Genomic DNA, 17843 nt, shown 5'->3' with positions numbered 1-17843 from the left:
TCTCCATCCATCCAGGAGCGGTGATTTAGGGCAGCCTTGCTTAACTTAGGATTGCCTTGCTTTACTAGTCAAGTCATGCCGCCGGATTCGGGAAGAGAAATTGATGAAGATCGTTCATATGGGGTACCAGACCTGGGGCTACGAGACGCTGCGCTCCCTGATCGGGTCCAAACACGAGGTCGTGATGGTCGTGACGCACCCGCCGAGCGATCACGCCTATGAGCGCATCTGGAACGATTCCGTGGCCGAGCTGGCCAGGGAAAACGGTATCCCCACGGTGATCAAGAACCGCCCGGACGACGACCTCGCCGAGCGCATCCGAGCCGTCGCGCCCGACGTGATCGTCGCCACCAATTGGCGCACATGGATCCCGCCGGAGATCTTCTCGGTACCGCGCCTGGGCACGCTGAACGTGCACGACTCGCTGCTGCCGACCTACGCTGGGTTCGCACCCCTGCTCTGGGCACTGATCAATGGGGAGCGGGAGGTTGGCGTGACCGCGCACATGATGGACGCCGACCTGGACGCGGGCGACATCGTGCTCCAGTGGGCGGTGCAGGTGGAGCCCACCGACACGACCACCGACCTGTTCCACAAGACCGTCGAGTTGTTCGGCCCGATCACTGTCGAAGCCATAGCGCTGCTCGAGTCGGGCACCGCGGAACTCATACCCCAGGACCGATCGAAGGCGAGCTTCTTCCACAAGCGGTCCATTGAGGACAGCCGGATCGACTGGACGTGGTCGGCCGAGGAGCTGGAACGCTTGGTACGAGCCCAATCCGACCCCTATCCCAACGCCTTCACCACCCACAATGGACAGACACTCCGCATCATCTCGGCTGCGGTCTCCGCGGGCCGCTACGGCGGCACGCCGGGTCGCATCTTCATCCGCGAGGGCGACGGGGTCGTGATCGTGGCGGGTGCCGACGCCCGCCGTGGCCAGAACCACGGCCTGCTCGTCAAGCGCATCCGCACCGAAGACGGCCGCGAACTACCCGCCACCACCTACTTCACCACCATGGGCGGCTACCTCCGCTAACCCAAACCCTTCCCGCCCCCGCGGGGTGGGTGGGGTTGACAATGGAGTAGCTTAGGCTAACCTAAGCCCGTGATGGACGCGTTACGTGGCGAGCAGCTGTGCCTGAGCTACCACGGCCGGGCCGTCGTGCATGGTGCGGAGATTACGTTGCGCCCAGGCGAGGTCACGGCCCTGGTCGGGCCCAACGGCAGCGGCAAGTCCACGCTCCTGCGCTCGCTCGCGCGCCTGCATCGCCCGGACAGCGGACGGATCGAGCTCGCGGAGGGCGAAGGCGCCGCGGTGAACGATGCGCTCGCCTTGTCGCCGAAGGAGTTTGCCCGCCGGGTCACGCTGCTCGCGCAGAGCCGACCCACCCCCACCGGGGTGACGGTGCGCGATGTTGTCGGCTATGGCAGGCACCCCTACCGTGGCCGGTGGCGCAACGATGACGCCGACGGGCCGCGGGCCATCGGCTGGGCGATGGATGTCACGGGCATCACGGCGATGTCTGATCGCCCGGTCGATGAGCTCTCGGGCGGCGAGCTGCAACGGGTGTGGCTTGCCACCTGTCTGGCCCAGGACACGGGCGTGCTGCTGCTCGACGAACCGACCACCTTCCTCGATTTGCGGTACCAGATAGAGATTTTGGATCTGGTACGGGACCTTGCCAGCGATCATGGGGTGGCGGTCGGGGTTGTGCTGCATGACCTGAATCAGGCTGCCGCGCTGGCCGACCATATCGTGCTGTTGCAGCAGGGGCGGATACGCGCCGGCGGCAAACCGTCCGAGGTGCTCACCGAGCATCACTTGACCGAAACCTACGGCATTCGCATCGAAGTGCAAGCCGATCCGGACACCGGTCGTCTTACCACCCGGCCGATCGGCCGCCACTGAAGGAGTTTCCATGAAGAGATGGCTTGGCTTTGCCGTGCCCGTTTTTGCTGCCGCGTTGGTGCTTGGCGCGTGTGGCACGACCGAGACCCCGGCTCCGGAGGGCTCTGCCAACGCCGGCGGGCCGGTCACCGTGACCGACAGCCGCGGGAAGGAAATCAAGCTTAGCGCTCCAGCGCGCAAGGTGGTCTCGCTTGAGTGGGGCGAGACCGAAATGCTTGTCTCGCTTGGTGTCATGCCTGTGGGCGCGGCCGACACCAAGGGTTTCGCGGCGTGGGTCGGCGCGGTCAAACTCGACCCGAGCGTGAAGGATGTTGGCACGCGTAACGAGCCCAGCGTGGACTCGATTGTCGCGCTGCAGCCCGATCTGGTGGTGATGGAGGCCGAGCGGGACTCGGCTCTGGTCCCGCAGCTGGAGAAGTTCGTGCCGGTCATTGTCACGAAGGGCAGCGACGCGAGCCGCAACATCGAGCGGATGCGGGAAGACTTCAACCTGATCGCCACCGCGGTCGGCAAGACCGAGCAGGCCAAAAACGTGTTGGCGGACTTCGACTCCGCGATCGCCACGGCCAAGCAGACGCTGGCTTCCAAGGGCGCGGCGGGCAAGCAGTTCGTGATGGCCGACGGCTGGAAGGAGGGCAGCACGGTCAACATTCGCATGTTCGGGCAGGGCGCGCTGGTCTCCCAATTGGGCATCCAAATCGGACTGAAGAATGCCTGGAACGGCAAGGTGGACGAGGTCTGGGGTCTTGGCGCGACCGACGTCGAGGGACTCAGCTCCATAAAGGACACCGATCTGCGCTTCCTCTACAACGCCTCCGAGGGCGAGGACGTGTTCGTCAACGGGCTCGCCGGCAACCCCATCTGGGAGTCGTTCACGTTCGTGAAGAACAAGCAGGTGCACAAGAATCCCAACGGAATCTGGACCTTTGGCGGGCCGGCCTCGGGTAAGCAGTTCATCGACAACCTCGTGAAGGTGTTCTCGGCTTGAGAAAGGGTTCCACTCTGTTCAGGCGAAGCCGTGATCTTGCGCGGGGGAGGTTGATCGCGAAGCGTTCAACCTCCCCCGCTGCTGGAATTAGAGCCTTCCTGTTGGCGGGACTGGCTGTGGTCGTGCTCGCCGCCGTGCACCTTACTCAGGGCACGTCCGCGGTGGGCGCGACCGACCTGATTGGACTGATGTTCGGCGGGGGCAGCGAGGAGGCGGCGCGCGTGCTGGTCGCGTCGCGGCTGCCGCGCATGCTCGCCGGGCTCGTGGTCGGCGTGGCACTGGGCGTCGCCGGCGGTGCGTTCCAGTCGCTGGCCCGCAACCCGTTGGCCTCGCCCGACACGCTGGCGGTCAACGCGGGCGCGCATTTGGCGGTCGTCACGGCGGCGGCGTTCGGCCTGTCGCTGCCCGTCCTTCCGGCCGGTGGGCTCGCGTTTGTTGGCGGGCTCGGCGCGGCCGGGCTGGTGATGGCACTGTCGTCGGGCGGGCGCGAGGGTCCGACCCGGCTGATCCTCGCGGGATCGGCCAGCGCTCTCGCCCTCGCCGCGGTGACAACCCTTCTCCTGCTGTTGTACGAGCAGGCGACCATCGGGCTGTTCGCCTGGGGTAACGGATCGTTGGTCCAGACCGACTTGGTGGCGGTGCGCCAGATGGCACCGGTCGTCGGCGCCGGAGTCGTGCTCACTGTCGCGTTAGGACGCCGACTGGACCTGCTGGCCCTCGGCGACGACACAGCGTCCACACTAGGTGTCAACGTGCGATGGACGCGCCTGCAGATCACGCTGCTGGCCGTGCTGCTCTCGGCCGCCGCCGTCACGCTGGTCGGACCGGTCGGGTTCGTGGGGCTGTGCGCGCCCGTGATAGTCCGGCTGATGGGCGTGCACAAGCATCGCGCGCTGCTGCCCATGTCGGCGATCGTCGGCGTGGGCATCGTGCTCGGCTCCGACATCATCCTGCGCGCGGTGCTCGGCGGGCAGGGCGGCGTGGACATCCCGACGGGCGTGGTGACCACCCTGTTCGGGTCCATCGTGCTGATCGCGCTCGCGCGGCGGCAGCGCGACTCCCGCCCGGGGCGCCAGCACGCCCCCGTGAGGAGCAGAGGAACCTTCCTCGCCGTCACCATCGTTCTCGTGTCCGTCCTATGTGGAGCTCTCGTGCTCGGAATGCTCGCCGGGGACACGTGGCTGCTGACCGGCGATGTCATGAACTGGCTGCAGGGCCGGACCGGGCGGGCGCTGACGTTCGTGCTCGACCAGCGGTACCCGCGCGTGCTGGCGGCCATCACAGCCGGCGCAGCGCTCGCGATCGCGGGCACCGTCGTACAGGCCGTGTGCCGCAACCCGTTGGCCGAGCCCGGTTTGCTGGGCATCACGGCCGGTGCGGGCGTCGGCGCGGTGGCCCTGCTGACGTTCGTGCCCCTGGCCGGCATCGCCGCGATATCGGGCGCGGCCGGTGCCGGTGCATTGCTCGCGTTCGCCGTCGTTTATGGACTGTCATGGCGCGGCGGGCTCAACTCGGACAGGCTCGTGCTGGTGGGCGTCGGCGTGTGGGCCGGATGCTTCGCCGTCATCACGTTCATCATCGTGGCGTTCGACCCGTGGAACACGGGCAAGGCGCTCACCTGGCTGTCGGGCTCCACCTATGGCCGCACTCCCATGCAGGTGCTGCCCGTGGCGGTGGCGCTGGCCGTGGTCATCCCGATCGTCGCCTTAGGACGGAACGAGCTCGACGTGCTCGCGCTCGACGACGACACACCGCGCGTGCTGGGCGTGCCTTTGGAGAAGGCGCGGCTGCTCGCGCTGGGCGGGGCGGCCCTGCTCACGTCGACGGCGGTTTCGGCCGTGGGTGTGGTCGGGTTTGTCGGGCTGGTCGCGCCGCACGCGGCGCGGGCCATGGTCGGCTCGCGGCACGCACGCGTGCTCCCGGTGGCGGGGCTGCTCGGCGCGGTGCTCGTGAGCCTGGCCGACACGGTCGGGCGCACGGTCATCGCCCCGGCGCAGATCCCGGCCGGACTCGTGACGGCTCTGCTGGGTACACCATATTTCATCTGGCTGCTTTGGCGGTCCCGCACGACGACAGGAGGCAGAAGTTGATAGCGCCTTGGCGGCTTTTCGCGGTGGAGGTGACGCGGCTGCGGCGGCTGAGCCCGACCTTCCTGCGGGTCACGTTCGGCGGTGACGACCTGGAGACGTTCGCCGACAACGGGTTCGACCAGCGGATCAAGGTGGTGCTGCCGTTGCCCGGGGTGGGCGTGGCGCACCTGCCGACCGGTGAGGACTGGCACGCGCAATGGCGGGCGCTGCCCGACGAGCGGCGCAATCCAATTCGGACCTACACGGTGCGTTCGGTGCGACCGTCCGAGGTGGACGTCGACTTCGTGCTGCACGCCGGCGGCAACGGCCCGGCCGCGCGATGGGCCGAATCCGCACAGATCAGCGATAAACTGGGGCTCATCGGCCCGGACTCACGCTTCGACGGCCCGCACGGCGGGCTTGAGTTCCGCCCACCGGAGTCGGTGAAGACCGTGCTGCTCGCGGGCGACGAGACCGCCGTGCCCGCCATCTCGTCCATTTTGGAGCGCATGCCTTCCGGAATGGACGGTGTCGTCGTTATCGAAGTGCCACACGAGGACGACTTCCTGCCGCTGCACACGCCGCCGAGCGTGCGGCTGCGATGGCACGCGCGAGGCCACGAGCGGCCGGGCACACGGCTCGTCCCCGCCGTCGTTGATGCCGCCGAGGCCCTGCTGCCACAACACGATCCGGCGTCGCTTGAGGAAGCCGATCCCCTGCCCTGGGAGGTGCCCGACGAGATCGCCGGGCCCGCCTACGTGTGGCTGGCAGGCGAGGCGGGCATCGTGAAAACGTTGCGACGCCACCTGATCGGCGAGCGCGGACTCGACCGTCGCGGCGTCGCGCTGATGGGCTACTGGCGGCTGGGTCACGCGGAACCGATGGACTGACGATGCCACGTGCCGCGGACCGGCCCGCGACGGTCGCGGTCTGCGAGCGACACGGCCAGGCGGGTCGCCCACATCGAGGCGAAGCACGCCGGCGATGCGCTCACGAGAGCTCGTCGGCCAGCAGGTCCATCAGCAGTCCGTCGTGCCATCGCCCGTCGGCGCCGCGCTCGTATTGGCGCATCACGCCGACCGGCTTGAAACCCACCTTGCCGTAGGCCCGGATGGCCGCCGCGTTGTCGGCCGCCGGGTCTATCACCAGCCGGTGGTGGCCGCGATCGTGGATCAGGTGCCGGGCGAGCGTGCGCACGGCGTCCGTCCCGATTCCCTTGCCGTGCAACGCTGGATCGACATAGAGGTCGATGCCCGCGTGCCGGTACATCGGGTCGTCCTCCTCGCTGCACTGGATCAGGCCGGCCACCCGGCCCGCGTGCTCGATGAGGTAGACCTCGGCGTCTTCGTCGTAAAGGTGGCCCTCGGACCAGCGCGCGACGACCTCCGGCGAGTTGCGGATCGCCGACAGCGCGGGCACGTCTTCTGCGGTGACGGGACGCAACGTGACCAGCTCCCCGCGCAGCACGCTCATCGCTTCCCCCTCCGCTGCACCCTCATCTGCGCCAGCACGGCATCGCACGCCGCGTCGGTCGCCTCCTGCCGCAGCGCCCGCGCCGCGATCTGGGCGACCTCGACCGCCTTGCGCGCCGCTCTTTCCGCCGCAGATGCCATATGGTACCGGCGAAAAGCCTCACCAGTCTCCGCCCTCAGCCGAGACACCTCATGTGTCTTCTCGTCGATGGTGCTGTCCCACCCGTCCAGGCGCTGCCACACGGCGTGCAGCTGTTCGAGGGTCAGCTCGCCGCGCCGGTAGGCGTCGCGCGCCGCCTGCGAGACGAATCGCTGCTCCGGTCCCCGCAGCACCACGTCGACCGGCATCGAGTCGAGCTCGGTGTTGGCCTTCTCCAGCGCGATGGCGGCCTCGGAGTGCAGCCGCCACGCCAGCTCCCGCTCCTGCTCCGCCTCGGCCAGCGCGGCCTCGGCCCGCTCCAGGGCGGTGGCCGCCTGCTGGGCCGCGCGCAGCGTGTCGGCCGCGACGATCTCCAGCTCCTGCGCCTCCCGAGCGAGCTCGGCCTGGCTCTGCGGGCCGAGCACGCCGTGCAGCCGGTCCTCGGAGCGCCGCTGCGCCCGTGCCAGCATCCCGAACAGGACCAGCACGAGCGCGCCGAAGACCCCGAGGCCGGTCCAGATCCACACCAGCGCCTGGGCAGGGAACACGCATCGACGATAGTCGAGGATGGGTTGTGTTGTCTCTGATCAGAGCATGGCATCGCTCGATATGACCGTTGCCATATCTCCGGCGGCGCGCCCTTCTACCAGCGCGTGACCGAGGCCCCGGCCAAGTATCGGGTCTCGGTGTGCTGAATGCCTCGCAGCGGCGGAGGTCCAACCGAGTTCAAGTCGTCAACGCAAGTTGACAAACTCGTCTCGTCAACGTATGTTGACAAGCATGAGCGAAGCGAAGGATCTCGCCACCGCGGCCGGAAGCGCCGATCCCAAGATCGGGCTGCGGGCAGTGGTGGCCCTGCGCAACCTGCTCGAAAAGCTTGAGGCGCTTCAGGTGCGGCACGCGCGCGAGCTCGGCTGGTCGTGGCAGGAGATCGCCGACGCGCTTCAGGTCAGCAAGCAGGCCGTGCACAAGAAGCACGCCCGGGGGCGAGGGGACAGATAATGTTCGAACGGTTCACCGACAGGTCACGGCTCGTCGTCAAGGGAGCACAGGATCTGGCCAACGAGATGGGCCACAAGCACGTGGGCACCGAGCACCTCCTGCTGGCGATCCTGGCCCTGGGCGGCGGCATCGCACACGACGTGCTGCGGGCGCAAGGGCTTGACGCGCAAAAGATCCGGGCCGCGGTCGCCTGTCCGCCCACATTGGACGCTCACGCGCTGGAGTCCATCGGCATCGACCTGAACGTGGTGCGCGCCAAGATAGAGGAGACGTTCGGCCCGGGAGCGCTGGATGAGGATGTCCCGCACGAGGAGCGGCACGGCCTGCTACGCAAGCGCTACCTCGGTGGCCGGTTCACCCCGAGGGCAAAGGTGGTGCTCGAGCTGTCGCTGCGCGAGGCCCTCGCGCTCAAGCACAAACACATCGGCACCGAGCACATCCTGCTCGGCCTGCTGCGCGAGGGCAAGGGACTCGCGGCGAAGCTGCTTGCCGATGCGGGCCTCGACTTCGCCGACCTGCGGGCCAAGACGATCGCCGCGATTCCCAAGGCGCACAAGGAGAACTAGGATCCGGTGCCCTTGGCACCGGCCGTGACAGCACCAACGATCCAGCCGACGAACAGCCCGTAGGCCGATCCCGCCGCCGCCACCTGGAATGCGTTGAGGATGGACGGGTTGGACACGATGAACGCCGTGAGGAAGGCCGCGAGGGCCGACCCGAACACGACTGCCGACCAACCCAGGAAGAAGCCGCCGACGCCCCCCGAAACCGTCTTGGCGACCACCGCGAGGATGATCGCCACGAATGCGACCAGCAGGATCGCCCGCAGGTCGTCTGCGAGCAACCGACGCATGGCGTCGCCGCCGCCGTCGGTCGGCCCGACGGCCCAGCGCGGCCACGTCAGTGTCCGAAGAAACCAATCCCATGCGCTGTCGGGATTGGTGGCATGGTTGCCCACCCACTCGGTCATTGGCTGGTTGCCAAAGAGCAGGACGAGCGCAGCGGTGGCGAGGGTTCCGGCACCGGCTACTGTTCGGTTCTTCGCCATGTCCACAAAGTACAGACCCTAGTGGCACATGTCGATCCTCTAACCTGTCACTAGCAGCCTGGCAGCCGCTCCCACAGGTAGTGCTCCACCTGGTCGAGTGACACCCGCTCCTGCGCCATGGTGTCCCGGTCCCGGACCGTCACCGCGTTGTCCTCAAGCGTGTCGAAGTCGACCGTCACGCAGTAGGGCGTGCCGATCTCGTCCTGCCGGCGGTAGCGCCGCCCGATCGCCTGGGCGTCGTCGAAGTCCACGTTCCACCGGGTGCGCAGGGTCGCGGCCAGCTCGCGCGCCTTCGGCGAGAGCTGCTCGTTTCTGGACAGTGGCAGCACCGCGACCTTCACCGGCGCGAGGCGCTTGTCGAACCGCATCACCGTGCGCTTGTCGACGCCGCCCTTGGTGTTGGGCGCCTCGTCCTCGTCGTAGGCCTCAAGCAGGAACGCGAGCACCGCTCGGGTCAGGCCGGCCGCGGGCTCGATGACGTAGGGCGTCCAGCGCTCGTTCTTCGACTGGTCGAAATAGGACAGATCAACACCGGAGTGCTTGGTGTGCGTGGACAGGTCGAAATCGGTGCGGTTGGCGATGCCTTCGAGTTCGGAGAATTCCGTCCCGCCGAACTGGAACCGATACTCGATGTCCACGGTGCGTTTGGAATAGTGGGACAGCTTCTCTTTGGGATGCTCATAGAAGCGCAGATTTTCTTCTTTGATACCCAGATTGAGGTACCACTTCCAGCGCTCGCTGAGCCAGTATTCGTGCCACTGCTCGTCGGTGCCCGGCTCCACGAAAAACTCCATCTCCATCTGCTCGAACTCGCGCGTGCGGAAGATGAAGTTGCCCGGGGTGATTTCGTTGCGGAAGCTCTTGCCCACCTGCGCGATGCCGAACGGTGGCTTCATCCGCGCCGTGGTCTCCACGTTCTTGTAGTTCACGAAGATGCCCTGCGCGGTCTCGGGCCGCAGGTAGTGCAGGCCCTCCTCGCTCTCGACCGCGCCGAGATAGGTCTTCATCAGCCCGTTGAACATGCGCGGCTCGGTGAACGTGCCCTTGTTGCCGCAGTTGGGGCAGTTCAGCTCGGACAGCTTGAACACGCCGTCGGGCTTTTTGGCCAGGAACGCCTCTTCGAGATGGTCGGCGCGGAAACGCTTGTGGCAGTTGGTGCACTCGGTCAGCGGGTCGACGAACTCGGCGATGTGGCCGGAGGCCTCCCACACCTGGCGGGCCAGGATCACGGCCGAGTCGATGCCCACAATGTCGTCGCGCGACTGCACCATCGAGCGCCACCACTGCTTGCGCACGTTTTCCTTGAGCTCGACGCCCAGTGGTCCGTAGTCCCACGCGGACCTCGTCCCGCCGTAGATCTCACTGGACGGGAAGACGAAACCCCGGCGCTTGGCCAGGCTGACAACGGAGTCGATGCGGTCCGCGGGCATGAGCTGATGCTCCTTCCATGGAGGTCGCCGCCGGCCGGATGTCGGCGGAATGTCACAACGTTACAGGTTGCGATTCGTCACTCTCGACCGCATATCTCCAACTGGCCGCTCTTGGGGTCCGCCTCCAGGAAGTAGGTCACCCCATCGATCGATCCGTCGCGATACCGTTCGGTGACCGGCACGCCGCCGGTGGTGATGTCCATCTCGCCGATCTCGTAACTTTCCAGGCGCTTGCGGGAGCGCTCGCGGGCCTCGAAGCGGTCTGCGGATATGCCCTGCTGCTGCTCGTCGCACAGCAGGTCGTATGCCTTGTCGTAGTCGGCATCGCGCAGCGCGTCGAGATAATCGCCCACGACCGCCTTCGACTGCTCATCGGTCGCCGCGACCTGCGTCACCACGAACCCGACCATCGCGGCGGTCCCGCCGCCACAGCACAGCACCACGAACAGCCCCGCCACGGCCAGCGCCCACCCCAGCCTCGCCCCGCCACCCTCGGCCGGCGGCGCGGGAAACGGCGCCGTGACGCCCGGGCCCTGCGGGATCGGAGCGCTACCTGTCACGCTGTGATCCTAGGCCCGCCCCGCATCACCCGCCCGCCGCCCCCCGCTGCTCACTCGGCCAGATCGGAGACGAGCTCCACGGGGTCTATGAGGATCGGATAGGGCCGCTGCATCTGGAAGCTGTCCTTCGGCCCGATCGATCGGATCAACGCATATTCACCGGTCGCTTGATCGATCTCATATATGTGCACAATCGCCTCGGCTTCGATCTGCTCAACCCGCCAGTAGCACGGAATGCCCGCCCGCGCGTATTCGTCGACCTTGTCCTTGCGATCGACCGCCCTCGTGCTGGGAGACTCGACCTCGACCGCCAGCACCACATCGCGAGGATCGAAGACATTCCCGGGCCGCGCCTTGGCACCCGGCCGCAGCACCAGCACGTCGGGCTCGCGCAGTGTCTCCTTTGCCGCCCCCGGCCTGAAATATCCTACGGTCAACTCGTGCGTGGCCCTATAACCCGATGGAGCGGCTTGCTTTAGCGCTTGCGTCAACTCATGCATGAGCGTCTGATGCCAAAGGGATTTCTGCGGCAACGCCATAAGGACGAGGTTCCCATCGACGATCTCGTAATCCACTGGCTCCGGCGCCTCGATGTCCTCCGGACGCCAGTCGCGGGAACCCAGCGGCTGGTGAATCGTGATAGTCATGAGCCCTCCTCGTCACCTGGGGACCGCTTCATCATCCTCCGCGCTAGGCGAGGTCGCCCGTGAAGCTCTCGATGGGGCCGCCGGGTGGGGCTGCGGCCAGAGTCTCGTAGGCGCTGGGTTCCATCAGGGACTCGGCCAAGAGCGGGGTGGCGGTGACTTTGACGTCGAAGCGGCCGAGGGCGCGGCGGTAGGAGCCGACGTTTTTCCACTCGGTGAGCAGGCACCAGTGGGTCGGGTCGTCAAGGGCGCGGATGAGCTCGCCGCGAAGGTAACCATCGGCCTCCGAAAGGGCCTTCAAGGCGGCATGGGCGCGCGACACGAAGTCATCGTCTGACGCCACAACGAAACGATTGAGTACGAGCACTGTCCAAACCCACTTTCGTGCTATTAAATGCACGCCATGGCTTTTCTGGAAAAGCTGGCGCGGCTTAACCGTACAGCCGTGTTCCTGATCACCCTGGCGCTGCTGCTGGGCGCGCTGTTCATCAAGGGTGTTGTGGGCGGGCTTCTGCTGCTCGTCCTGGCGGCGGGCCTGGGCGCGCTGATGGCCACGACGTGGCCGGTGCAGCCGAACTCCACCCGCATTTTGCGGGTATTTGTGCTGGTCCTGCTGGTGATCACGGCGCTAATCTTGATCTTCGGCTAGGACATGGACCCATGCGGTTTTGACAATCATTCTCATTTTGGGGAGAGTGGAGGTCATGTTGAGCCGCATTCTCATCGCCGCTGCCGCGCTGACCACCCTTGCCGCGTGCGGCGGGGGGACCGAGCCCGCTGTGCCGGGCAAGGTTGACGTGGTGGCGGGCTTCTATCCGCTGCAGTTCGTCGCCCAGCGGGTCGGCGGCGACCATGTGCAGGTCACCAACCTTGCCCAGCCGGGCGCCGAGCCACACGACCTGGAGCTCAAGCCCTCACAGATCACTCAGGTGGCAGGGGCCGACCTGGTGATCTACCTTAAGGGGTTCCAGCCCGAGCTCGACAAGGCCGTCGAGCAAAACGCGGCCGCGAAGTCGTTCGACGTGACGACCGTGACACCGCTGGAGAAGGGCGAGGCGCACGAGCACGAGACAGAGCCGTCCCCCGCGCCCGACGCGAAGCAGGACGAGGAGCTCGACCCGCACGTGTGGCTCGACCCGACCCGCCTGGCCACGATCGCCGAGGCGGTCGCGAGCCAGCTGGGCAAGGCCGACGCGACCTACGCGGCCGACTACACGGCCAACGCGCAAGCGCTCAAGGCCGAATTGACCAAACTGGACGGTGAGTTCACCGCCGGGCTCAAGACGTGCGAGCGCCGCGAGATCGTGACCAGCCACGCCGCCTTCGGCTACCTGGCCAAGCGCTACGACCTGGAGCAGATCGGCATCACCGGGCTCGACCCCGAGGCCGAACCGACGCCGCAGCGCCTGGCCGAGGTCGCCGAGGAGGCCAAGGAGCACGACGCGAAGACCATCTTCTTCGAGACGCTGGTCTCACCGAAGGTGGCCGAGGCCCTGGCCAAGGAGGTCGGGGCGAAGACCGCCGTGCTCGACCCGCTGGAGGGTTTGGCGGCGGGCAGCACCGACGACTACTTTTCGGTCATGCGGGCCAATCTGAAAACCCTGCGCGAAGCGTTAGGTTGTGCATGACATCGGTCCTTCGGATTGAGCATGGGGCGGTCGCGTTCAGCGGCCGCCCCGTGTTGCGCGACCTGAGCCTGATCGTCCACACCGGAGACGTGCTCGCCATCCTGGGCGCCAACGGCAGCGGCAAGTCGACCCTGATCCGTGCCGCACTCGGGCTCGTGCCGCTCAGCGACGGTTCGGTGGAGCTGTTCGAGACACCATTGCGGCGCTTCCGCCAGTGGCGGCGGATCGGCTATGTGCCTCAGCGGATGGGCGCGGGCAGTGGGGTTCCGGCGACCGTGCGCGAGGTGGTGGCGGCCGGCCGGCTGGGCAAGCGCGGCTTCCTGCGCCCGCCGGGCGCGCGCGACCGCAAGGCCGTGCACGACGCCATCGCCATGGTGGGCCTGGGCTCGCGGGCCAAGGACCCGGTCGCGACCCTTTCCGGTGGGCAGCAGCAGCGCACGCTCATCGCGCGGGCCCTCGCGGGCGAGCCCGATCTGCTCGTGCTCGACGAGCCGACGGCGGGGGTGGACGCCGCCTCGCAGGAGGCGTTCGCCCACGCGCTGCGCGTGTTCGTCGATGGTGGCGGGACGGTGGTCCTGGTCGCGCACGAGCTCGGCCCGCTGCGCCCGGTCGTGACCCGCGCCGTGGTCGTGCACGATGGCGTGATCGCCCATGACGGGCCCGTCCCCGAGCCGGCCGGGCACCACGCCGATCCCGACCATGATCATGTTCATCCACACGCTCCCGACCACGGCGAAGGCTTTTGGGGTACCAGATAGAAATGGATCTTTTTGAACGGGCGCTGCTCGGTGTCCTGATCACGGGGCTGGTGGCTCCATCGTTGGGGATCTATCTGGTGCAGCGCCGCATGTCGCTGATCGGCGACGGGATCGGGCACATCGCGCTGACCGGCGTCGGCCTGGGCCTGCTGACCAGCACCCAACCGGTCCTCATGGCGGTCATCGTGGCCACGCTGGGATCGATCGCGGTCGAGCTCGTCCGCTCCCGCGGCCGCACCTCGGGCGACATGGCGCTGGCGATCCTGTTCTACGGCGGGATTTCGGGCGGCGTATTCCTGGTGGGGCTGGCCCCGGGCAAGTCCAACGCCAACCTGATGGCATATCTGTTCGGCTCCCCGCTGACCACGACCGAGGACGATCTGATCGTCATGGCGGTGCTCGGGGCGATAGTGCTCCTCGTGACGCTCGGCCTGCGCCCGTGGCTGTTCGCGATCTGCCAGGACGAGGAATACGCCAAGGTCTCGGGGCTTCCGGTCCGCCTGCTCAACCTGCTTCTCGCCGTGATGGCGGCGGTCACCGTGACCGTGGCGATGCGCGCGGTCGGGTTGCTGCTGGTCAGCGCGCTCATGGTCGTGCCGGTCGCGGCGGCCCAGCAGCTCTCGCGCGGCTTCGCGGGCACCATGCTGCTGTCCATGCTGGGCGGGGTCGGCGCCGGGGCGGGTGGATTCTTCCTGTCGCTGCGCCTCGACACGGGCACCGGCGCGACCGTCGTACTCACCGCGATCGCTCTTTTTGTGCTGATGGTGCTTGCCGGCCCGTTGCTGCGCAGGCGAAAGCGGGTGAGTAACGGCTCAGCCGGGGAGCCGCCCGAGTGGGTACTCGAGGGATGACAAGTTACCGTGAGTCTCGTGACCGATTCCGACGCGTATCAACGTGCTAGCGATCTTCTGCGGGCATTGGCAGCAACCGTTCGGGTTGCCATCGTGACGGAGCTTTCCCGACACGGTGAGCGATATGTGCACGAGCTCGTGGAGGCCTTAGCCGTGCCGCAGCCGCTGGTGTCCCAGCACCTGCGCGTGCTGCGCGGCTCGGCGGTGGTGCGGGCCGAGCGGCGTGGGCGAGAGATCGCCTATTCGCTGGTCGATGAGCACATCGCGCACATCGTCCGGGATGCGGTCGCCCACGCCGGGGAGAGGCGTGCTTAGGGTGGATCGCCCGGCGGCGTCTGGACTGCGCGATCTTGGGTAGGGGCCCCAGGATCGCCAGGGAAGACGGCGCCTTCCGGGGCGATCCACGCGACTTGCTTTGGCGGGAGCAAGCTAAACAGTCTTGCTGAAGAACTGCTTGATGTCGGCGGCCAGCAGGTCTGGCGCGTCGTGTGTGGCCCAGTGACTGCCCCGGTCGTACTCGTTCCAAGACACGATGTTTTGGTGGTCCCGCTCGGCGAACCTGCGCAGCGGCCGAAAATCGTAGGCGAAGCTGGCCAGGCCGAGCGGGACCGTCGTGGGCTCCTTCGGCTGCTGCGCGTGGTGGTTTTCGTAGTAGAACCGCGCGGACGAGGCTCCCGTGTTGGTGAACCAGTAGATCGACACGTTGGTGAGGATGTCCTCGCGGTGCAGCGAGTTGCCGAACAGCTGCCCGCTCCAGGCCAACTGCCCGGCCGGCGAGTCGGCCAGCGCGTGCGCGATCGTCTGCGGCTGCGCCTGCTGCAGCTTGTCGTGCACGGAGTGCTCCACAAACGACTGGAGGAATTGAAGGTACTGAAAATCTTCCGGTGACAGCCCCTCGAATTCGGCCGGGTCGCCGGTCGGGAAGGAGAAGATTTGATTGACGTGTACCGCGACCACGCCCGCCGGATCGACGCGCCCCAGCAGCGGAGCCACGATCGCGCCCGCGTCGTTGCCGGTCACGCCATAACGCTCATATCCCAGGCGCCGCATGAGTTCGGCCCATGCCCGCGCCGTGCGCTGCGCGTCCCACCCCTTCTCCCGCGTCGCCCCGGAGAACCCGAACCCGGGCAGTGACGGGATCACGAGGTGGAAGTCGTCGGTGAGCTCGTCGACCAGCCCGAGATATTCGGCGAACGTGTTGGGCCAGCCGTGCGTGAGGATCAGCGGCAGCGCGTCGGGGTTCTTGGACTTGAGGTGTGCGAAGTGGATGGTCTGCCCGTCGATCTCGGTGATGAACTGCGGATAGGCGTTGAGTCGGGCCTCCTGCACGCGCCAGTCGAACCCGTGCGCCCAGTAGTCGAGCAGCTCGCGCACGTAGTCAACGGGCACGCCGTACTCCCAACCGGGCGGGATTGGGCCGTGCTGCTGACCGTTGCCACGCTGGTCGGAGGGCAGTTCGTTGGCCCAGCGGGTGCGGCGCAGCCGCTCGTTGAGGTCGTCGAGGTCGGCCTGCGGGATGCTGATCCGGAATGGTTGGATTTTTTCGCTCATATCCTAAATGAATAGCATGCTGTACCCCGTCGCGCCCCGATAACGCGCATGCCCTAATGTGCGCAGGATGCAAGCGTTCTCGACGCGGTACCGCATCCTCTGGGGTGGACTGGCCATATGCGCCGGCGCGGCGCTGAGCCTGCTGCGCAGCCGCGGGCCCGGCTCATTGAACTCGGTGTGGATCGAGGACGCCCAGGTCTTCCTGAACGACGCGCTCACCGACACGCTGCGGCACAATCTGTTCAAGTCGCTCAACGGCTATTACCACATCGGCCCGCGCGTCCTGGCCGAAATCGTCTCGCTTTTCCCGGTGTCGTGGTCGGCCGTGCTGCTGTCGACATCGGCCGCACTGATCACGGCGTCGTATGGGGCGATCGCATACACGGCCGGCGGGCAGTTCATCGAGCAGTGGTGGCTGCGGCTGTTCGTGGCCGCGCCGGTCGTGCTGCTCCCGCTCGCCCGCACGCAGGCCGACAACGACGTGGCCACGCTGCAGTTTCCGGGACTCTACGCGCTGTTCTGGCTCATGCTGTGGCGCCCTGCTTCCAAAACCGGCCAGGTGGTCGCCGTTGGCGCGACGGCGTTCATCGCGTTCAGCAGCATCATCCCGGCGGTGCTGGCTCCGCTCGCGATCTGGCGCCTGTGGAAGATGCGCGAGTGGTTCGTACCCCTGGCCTACTTCGCCGGCATGGGCCTGCACTTCCTCGGGCTGGCCCTGGGCAAGGCGAGCCGGTCGCACGTGTGCTGCCAGCGATACGACCCGGTGTGGGTGCTCAACGAGTACGTGACGTGGCTCGTGCCGCGGGCCCTGCTGGGCGAGCGCTGGCTCGGCGGTCCGGGCGTCGAGCCGTCCGGCAACCCGGTGACGCCCACGCCCGCGCCCAACATCGCGCTGATCGTGCTCGCGTGGGCCATCGTGCTGGCCGCGATCGCCTGCGCGCTGACCAAGGTGACGCGGCCGCACTGGCCACTCGCCGCCGCCGCGCTCGGGTTCAGCCTCGTGCTGTTCGCGGCCATCACCAATTCGGGATTCCCGCAACCGCGCTACCTGATCGCTCCCGCTCTGCTGTTCTACGTGGCGCTCGCGGCCGTCCTGCGGCCTCATAAGTCGGCATGGCCCGCGATAGGCGTGATCGCTGTTCTCTCCGTAGCGGTGATCTTCAATTTCCGCGTGGACAACGGCCGGACCACGACCTGGCCATGGGACCAGGTGGTGCGCAACGCCCAGGCCGCGTGCGCCGATCCCGCGCTCCAGGAATACGTCCAACCTGGACGAGACTCGACGTGGTGGCACAGCACGATCCCGTGTGAGCGGGTGCGTAATCGGGCACAGTGATACCCATGAAGGTGTATGCGGAGCGGCCGTGGCGGTTGACCCGGCAGATCGTTGCTGACCTGGCGCTCGCCGGCTGGAGTCTATTGTGGATCTGGTCGGCGGTCTGGCTGTATCACTTCGTGCAAAAGCTCGCCGTGCCCGGCCAGAAGCTGGAAAGCTCGGGCGACCGGCTCGCGGCCGACCTCACCGACGCGCAAAACCGGGCCGCCGCCGTGCCGCTCATCGGGCGCAACGTGGCCGCGCCGTTCGGCAGCGCGGCGGAGGCGGCGCGCGGGATCGCCGACGCGGGCCGCACTCAGCAGGAGGCGGTCGGCGATCTGGCGACCGTGCTGGCGTGGCTCACCGGCGGGGTGCCCATCCTGATCGCGCTCGCGCTGTGGTTACCGTTTCGTGCCTTGTGGATCCGCGCGGCGTCGGCCGCGGCCCGGGTGCGCAGGCGGCCCGGCGGGCAGGAG

22 protein-coding genes are annotated in these 17843 nt (G+C 67.3%); 14 read left to right on the top strand and 8 right to left on the bottom strand.

Annotated features, from left to right (window positions below; all coding sequences use genetic code 11):
• Positions 1-103 precede the first annotated feature (103 nt).
• The 5 genes from DM816_RS15045 (at position 104) to DM816_RS15025 (ending at position 5859) form a co-directional block, all read left to right on the top strand.
• A complete protein-coding gene (locus DM816_RS15045) occupies positions 104-1039 on the top strand; it encodes a methionyl-tRNA formyltransferase (RefSeq protein ID WP_117210859.1) in 936 nt (311 codons plus the stop codon).
• Between the two features lie 72 nt (positions 1040-1111).
• Complete coding sequence (locus DM816_RS15040) at positions 1112-1912, top strand: ABC transporter ATP-binding protein (protein WP_117210858.1); 801 nt, start codon at positions 1112-1114, stop codon at positions 1910-1912.
• Positions 1913-1922: 10 nt separating this feature from the next.
• Positions 1923-2900 carry an ABC transporter substrate-binding protein gene (locus DM816_RS15035; RefSeq protein ID WP_117210857.1) on the top strand — a complete coding sequence of 326 codons (978 nt, stop codon included), beginning with the start codon at positions 1923-1925 and terminating at the stop codon, positions 2898-2900.
• Between the two features lie 50 nt (positions 2901-2950).
• The gene (locus DM816_RS15030; RefSeq protein WP_281274328.1) at positions 2951-4990 is read left to right on the top strand and encodes an iron ABC transporter permease; all 2040 of its coding nucleotides are present in this window, start codon (positions 2951-2953) and stop codon (positions 4988-4990) included.
• Positions 4987-5859 carry a siderophore-interacting protein gene (locus DM816_RS15025; protein ID WP_117210856.1) on the top strand — a complete coding sequence of 291 codons (873 nt, stop codon included), beginning with the start codon at positions 4987-4989 and terminating at the stop codon, positions 5857-5859. The genes DM816_RS15030 and DM816_RS15025 overlap by 4 nt, the downstream gene beginning before the upstream one ends.
• 100 nt (positions 5860-5959) lie before the next feature.
• On the opposite strand, the gene DM816_RS15020 is transcribed toward DM816_RS15025, so the two are convergent.
• Both DM816_RS15020 and DM816_RS15015 read right to left on the bottom strand, forming a co-directional pair.
• A complete protein-coding gene (locus DM816_RS15020) occupies positions 5960-6442 on the bottom strand; it encodes a GNAT family N-acetyltransferase (protein WP_117210855.1) in 483 nt (160 codons plus the stop codon).
• Positions 6439-7128 carry a hypothetical protein gene (locus tag DM816_RS15015; protein ID WP_117210854.1) on the bottom strand — a complete coding sequence of 230 codons (690 nt, stop codon included), beginning with the start codon at positions 7126-7128 and terminating at the stop codon, positions 6439-6441. Before DM816_RS15015 ends, DM816_RS15020 begins: the two co-directional genes overlap by 4 nt.
• Positions 7129-7360: 232 nt before the next feature.
• Here DM816_RS15015 and DM816_RS15010 point away from each other — a divergent pair, with 232 nt between their 5' ends.
• Both DM816_RS15010 and DM816_RS15005 read left to right on the top strand, forming a co-directional pair.
• Complete coding sequence (locus DM816_RS15010) at positions 7361-7582, top strand: helix-turn-helix domain-containing protein (protein ID WP_117210853.1); 222 nt, start codon at positions 7361-7363, stop codon at positions 7580-7582.
• Positions 7582-8148, top strand: a complete 567-nt coding sequence (locus DM816_RS15005) for a Clp protease N-terminal domain-containing protein (RefSeq protein WP_117210852.1) — start codon at positions 7582-7584, stop codon at positions 8146-8148. Before DM816_RS15010 ends, DM816_RS15005 begins: the two co-directional genes overlap by 1 nt.
• Here the strand turns inward: DM816_RS15005 and DM816_RS15000 are convergent.
• From DM816_RS15000 to DM816_RS14980, 5 genes are all read right to left on the bottom strand, one after another.
• Entirely contained in the window at positions 8145-8630 is a 486-nt protein-coding gene (locus DM816_RS15000) for a hypothetical protein (RefSeq protein ID WP_117210851.1), read from the bottom strand. The two genes, DM816_RS15005 and DM816_RS15000, sit on opposite strands and share 4 nt — an antisense overlap.
• Positions 8631-8680: 50 nt before the next feature.
• Positions 8681-10060 carry a glycine--tRNA ligase gene (locus DM816_RS14995; protein ID WP_117210850.1) on the bottom strand — a complete coding sequence of 460 codons (1380 nt, stop codon included), beginning with the start codon at positions 10058-10060 and terminating at the stop codon, positions 8681-8683.
• Between the two features lie 77 nt (positions 10061-10137).
• Positions 10138-10620 (bottom strand): Rv0361 family membrane protein, encoded by a 483-nt coding sequence (locus DM816_RS14990; RefSeq protein WP_117210849.1) that lies wholly within the window; start codon positions 10618-10620, stop codon positions 10138-10140.
• Positions 10621-10670: 50 nt separating this feature from the next.
• Positions 10671-11267, bottom strand: coding sequence for a Uma2 family endonuclease (locus tag DM816_RS14985; protein WP_117210848.1), 597 nt, complete (start codon positions 11265-11267; stop codon positions 10671-10673).
• Between the two features lie 43 nt (positions 11268-11310).
• A complete protein-coding gene (locus tag DM816_RS14980; RefSeq protein ID WP_117210847.1) occupies positions 11311-11631 on the bottom strand; it encodes an antibiotic biosynthesis monooxygenase family protein in 321 nt (106 codons plus the stop codon).
• Between the two features lie 36 nt (positions 11632-11667).
• Between DM816_RS14980 and DM816_RS14975 the strand changes: the two genes are divergently transcribed.
• The 5 genes from DM816_RS14975 to DM816_RS14955 are packed head-to-tail and all read left to right on the top strand — an operon-like array spanning position 11668 to position 14816.
• Positions 11668-11913: a hypothetical protein gene (locus tag DM816_RS14975; protein WP_246001949.1), complete on the top strand. Its 246-nt coding sequence runs from the start codon at positions 11668-11670 to the stop codon at positions 11911-11913.
• A 55-nt stretch (positions 11914-11968) separates the two neighbouring features.
• Positions 11969-12892, top strand: a complete 924-nt coding sequence (locus DM816_RS14970) for a metal ABC transporter substrate-binding protein (RefSeq protein WP_117210870.1) — start codon at positions 11969-11971, stop codon at positions 12890-12892.
• Entirely contained in the window at positions 12889-13650 is a 762-nt protein-coding gene (locus DM816_RS14965; RefSeq protein WP_117210845.1) for a metal ABC transporter ATP-binding protein, read from the top strand. The genes DM816_RS14970 and DM816_RS14965 overlap by 4 nt, the downstream gene beginning before the upstream one ends.
• Positions 13651-13652: 2 nt before the next feature.
• Positions 13653-14501 (top strand): metal ABC transporter permease, encoded by an 849-nt coding sequence (locus DM816_RS14960; protein WP_117210844.1) that lies wholly within the window; start codon positions 13653-13655, stop codon positions 14499-14501.
• 9 nt (positions 14502-14510) lie between these two features.
• A complete protein-coding gene (locus DM816_RS14955) occupies positions 14511-14816 on the top strand; it encodes an ArsR/SmtB family transcription factor (protein ID WP_117210843.1) in 306 nt (101 codons plus the stop codon).
• A 114-nt stretch (positions 14817-14930) separates the two neighbouring features.
• Here DM816_RS14955 and DM816_RS14950 read toward each other — a convergent pair whose 3' ends face one another.
• Positions 14931-16052 (bottom strand): epoxide hydrolase family protein, encoded by a 1122-nt coding sequence (locus DM816_RS14950; RefSeq protein WP_117210842.1) that lies wholly within the window; start codon positions 16050-16052, stop codon positions 14931-14933.
• A 67-nt stretch (positions 16053-16119) separates the two neighbouring features.
• Between DM816_RS14950 and DM816_RS14945 the strand changes: the two genes are divergently transcribed.
• Both DM816_RS14945 and DM816_RS14940 read left to right on the top strand, forming a co-directional pair.
• The gene (locus DM816_RS14945) at positions 16120-17388 is read left to right on the top strand and encodes a hypothetical protein (RefSeq protein ID WP_117210841.1); all 1269 of its coding nucleotides are present in this window, start codon (positions 16120-16122) and stop codon (positions 17386-17388) included.
• A 5-nt stretch (positions 17389-17393) separates the two neighbouring features.
• On the top strand, positions 17394-17843 hold a 450-nt coding region (locus tag DM816_RS14940; protein ID WP_117210840.1), incomplete at its 3' end, for a hypothetical protein.

Origin of the sequence: Allorhizocola rhizosphaerae (genome assembly GCF_003426775.1) — a bacterium.
Classification (GTDB): Bacteria; Actinomycetota; Actinomycetes; order Mycobacteriales; family Micromonosporaceae; genus Allorhizocola; species Allorhizocola rhizosphaerae.
Note: the sequence above shows the minus strand (reverse complement) of the source record. Positions and strands in the feature narration are given on the sequence as shown.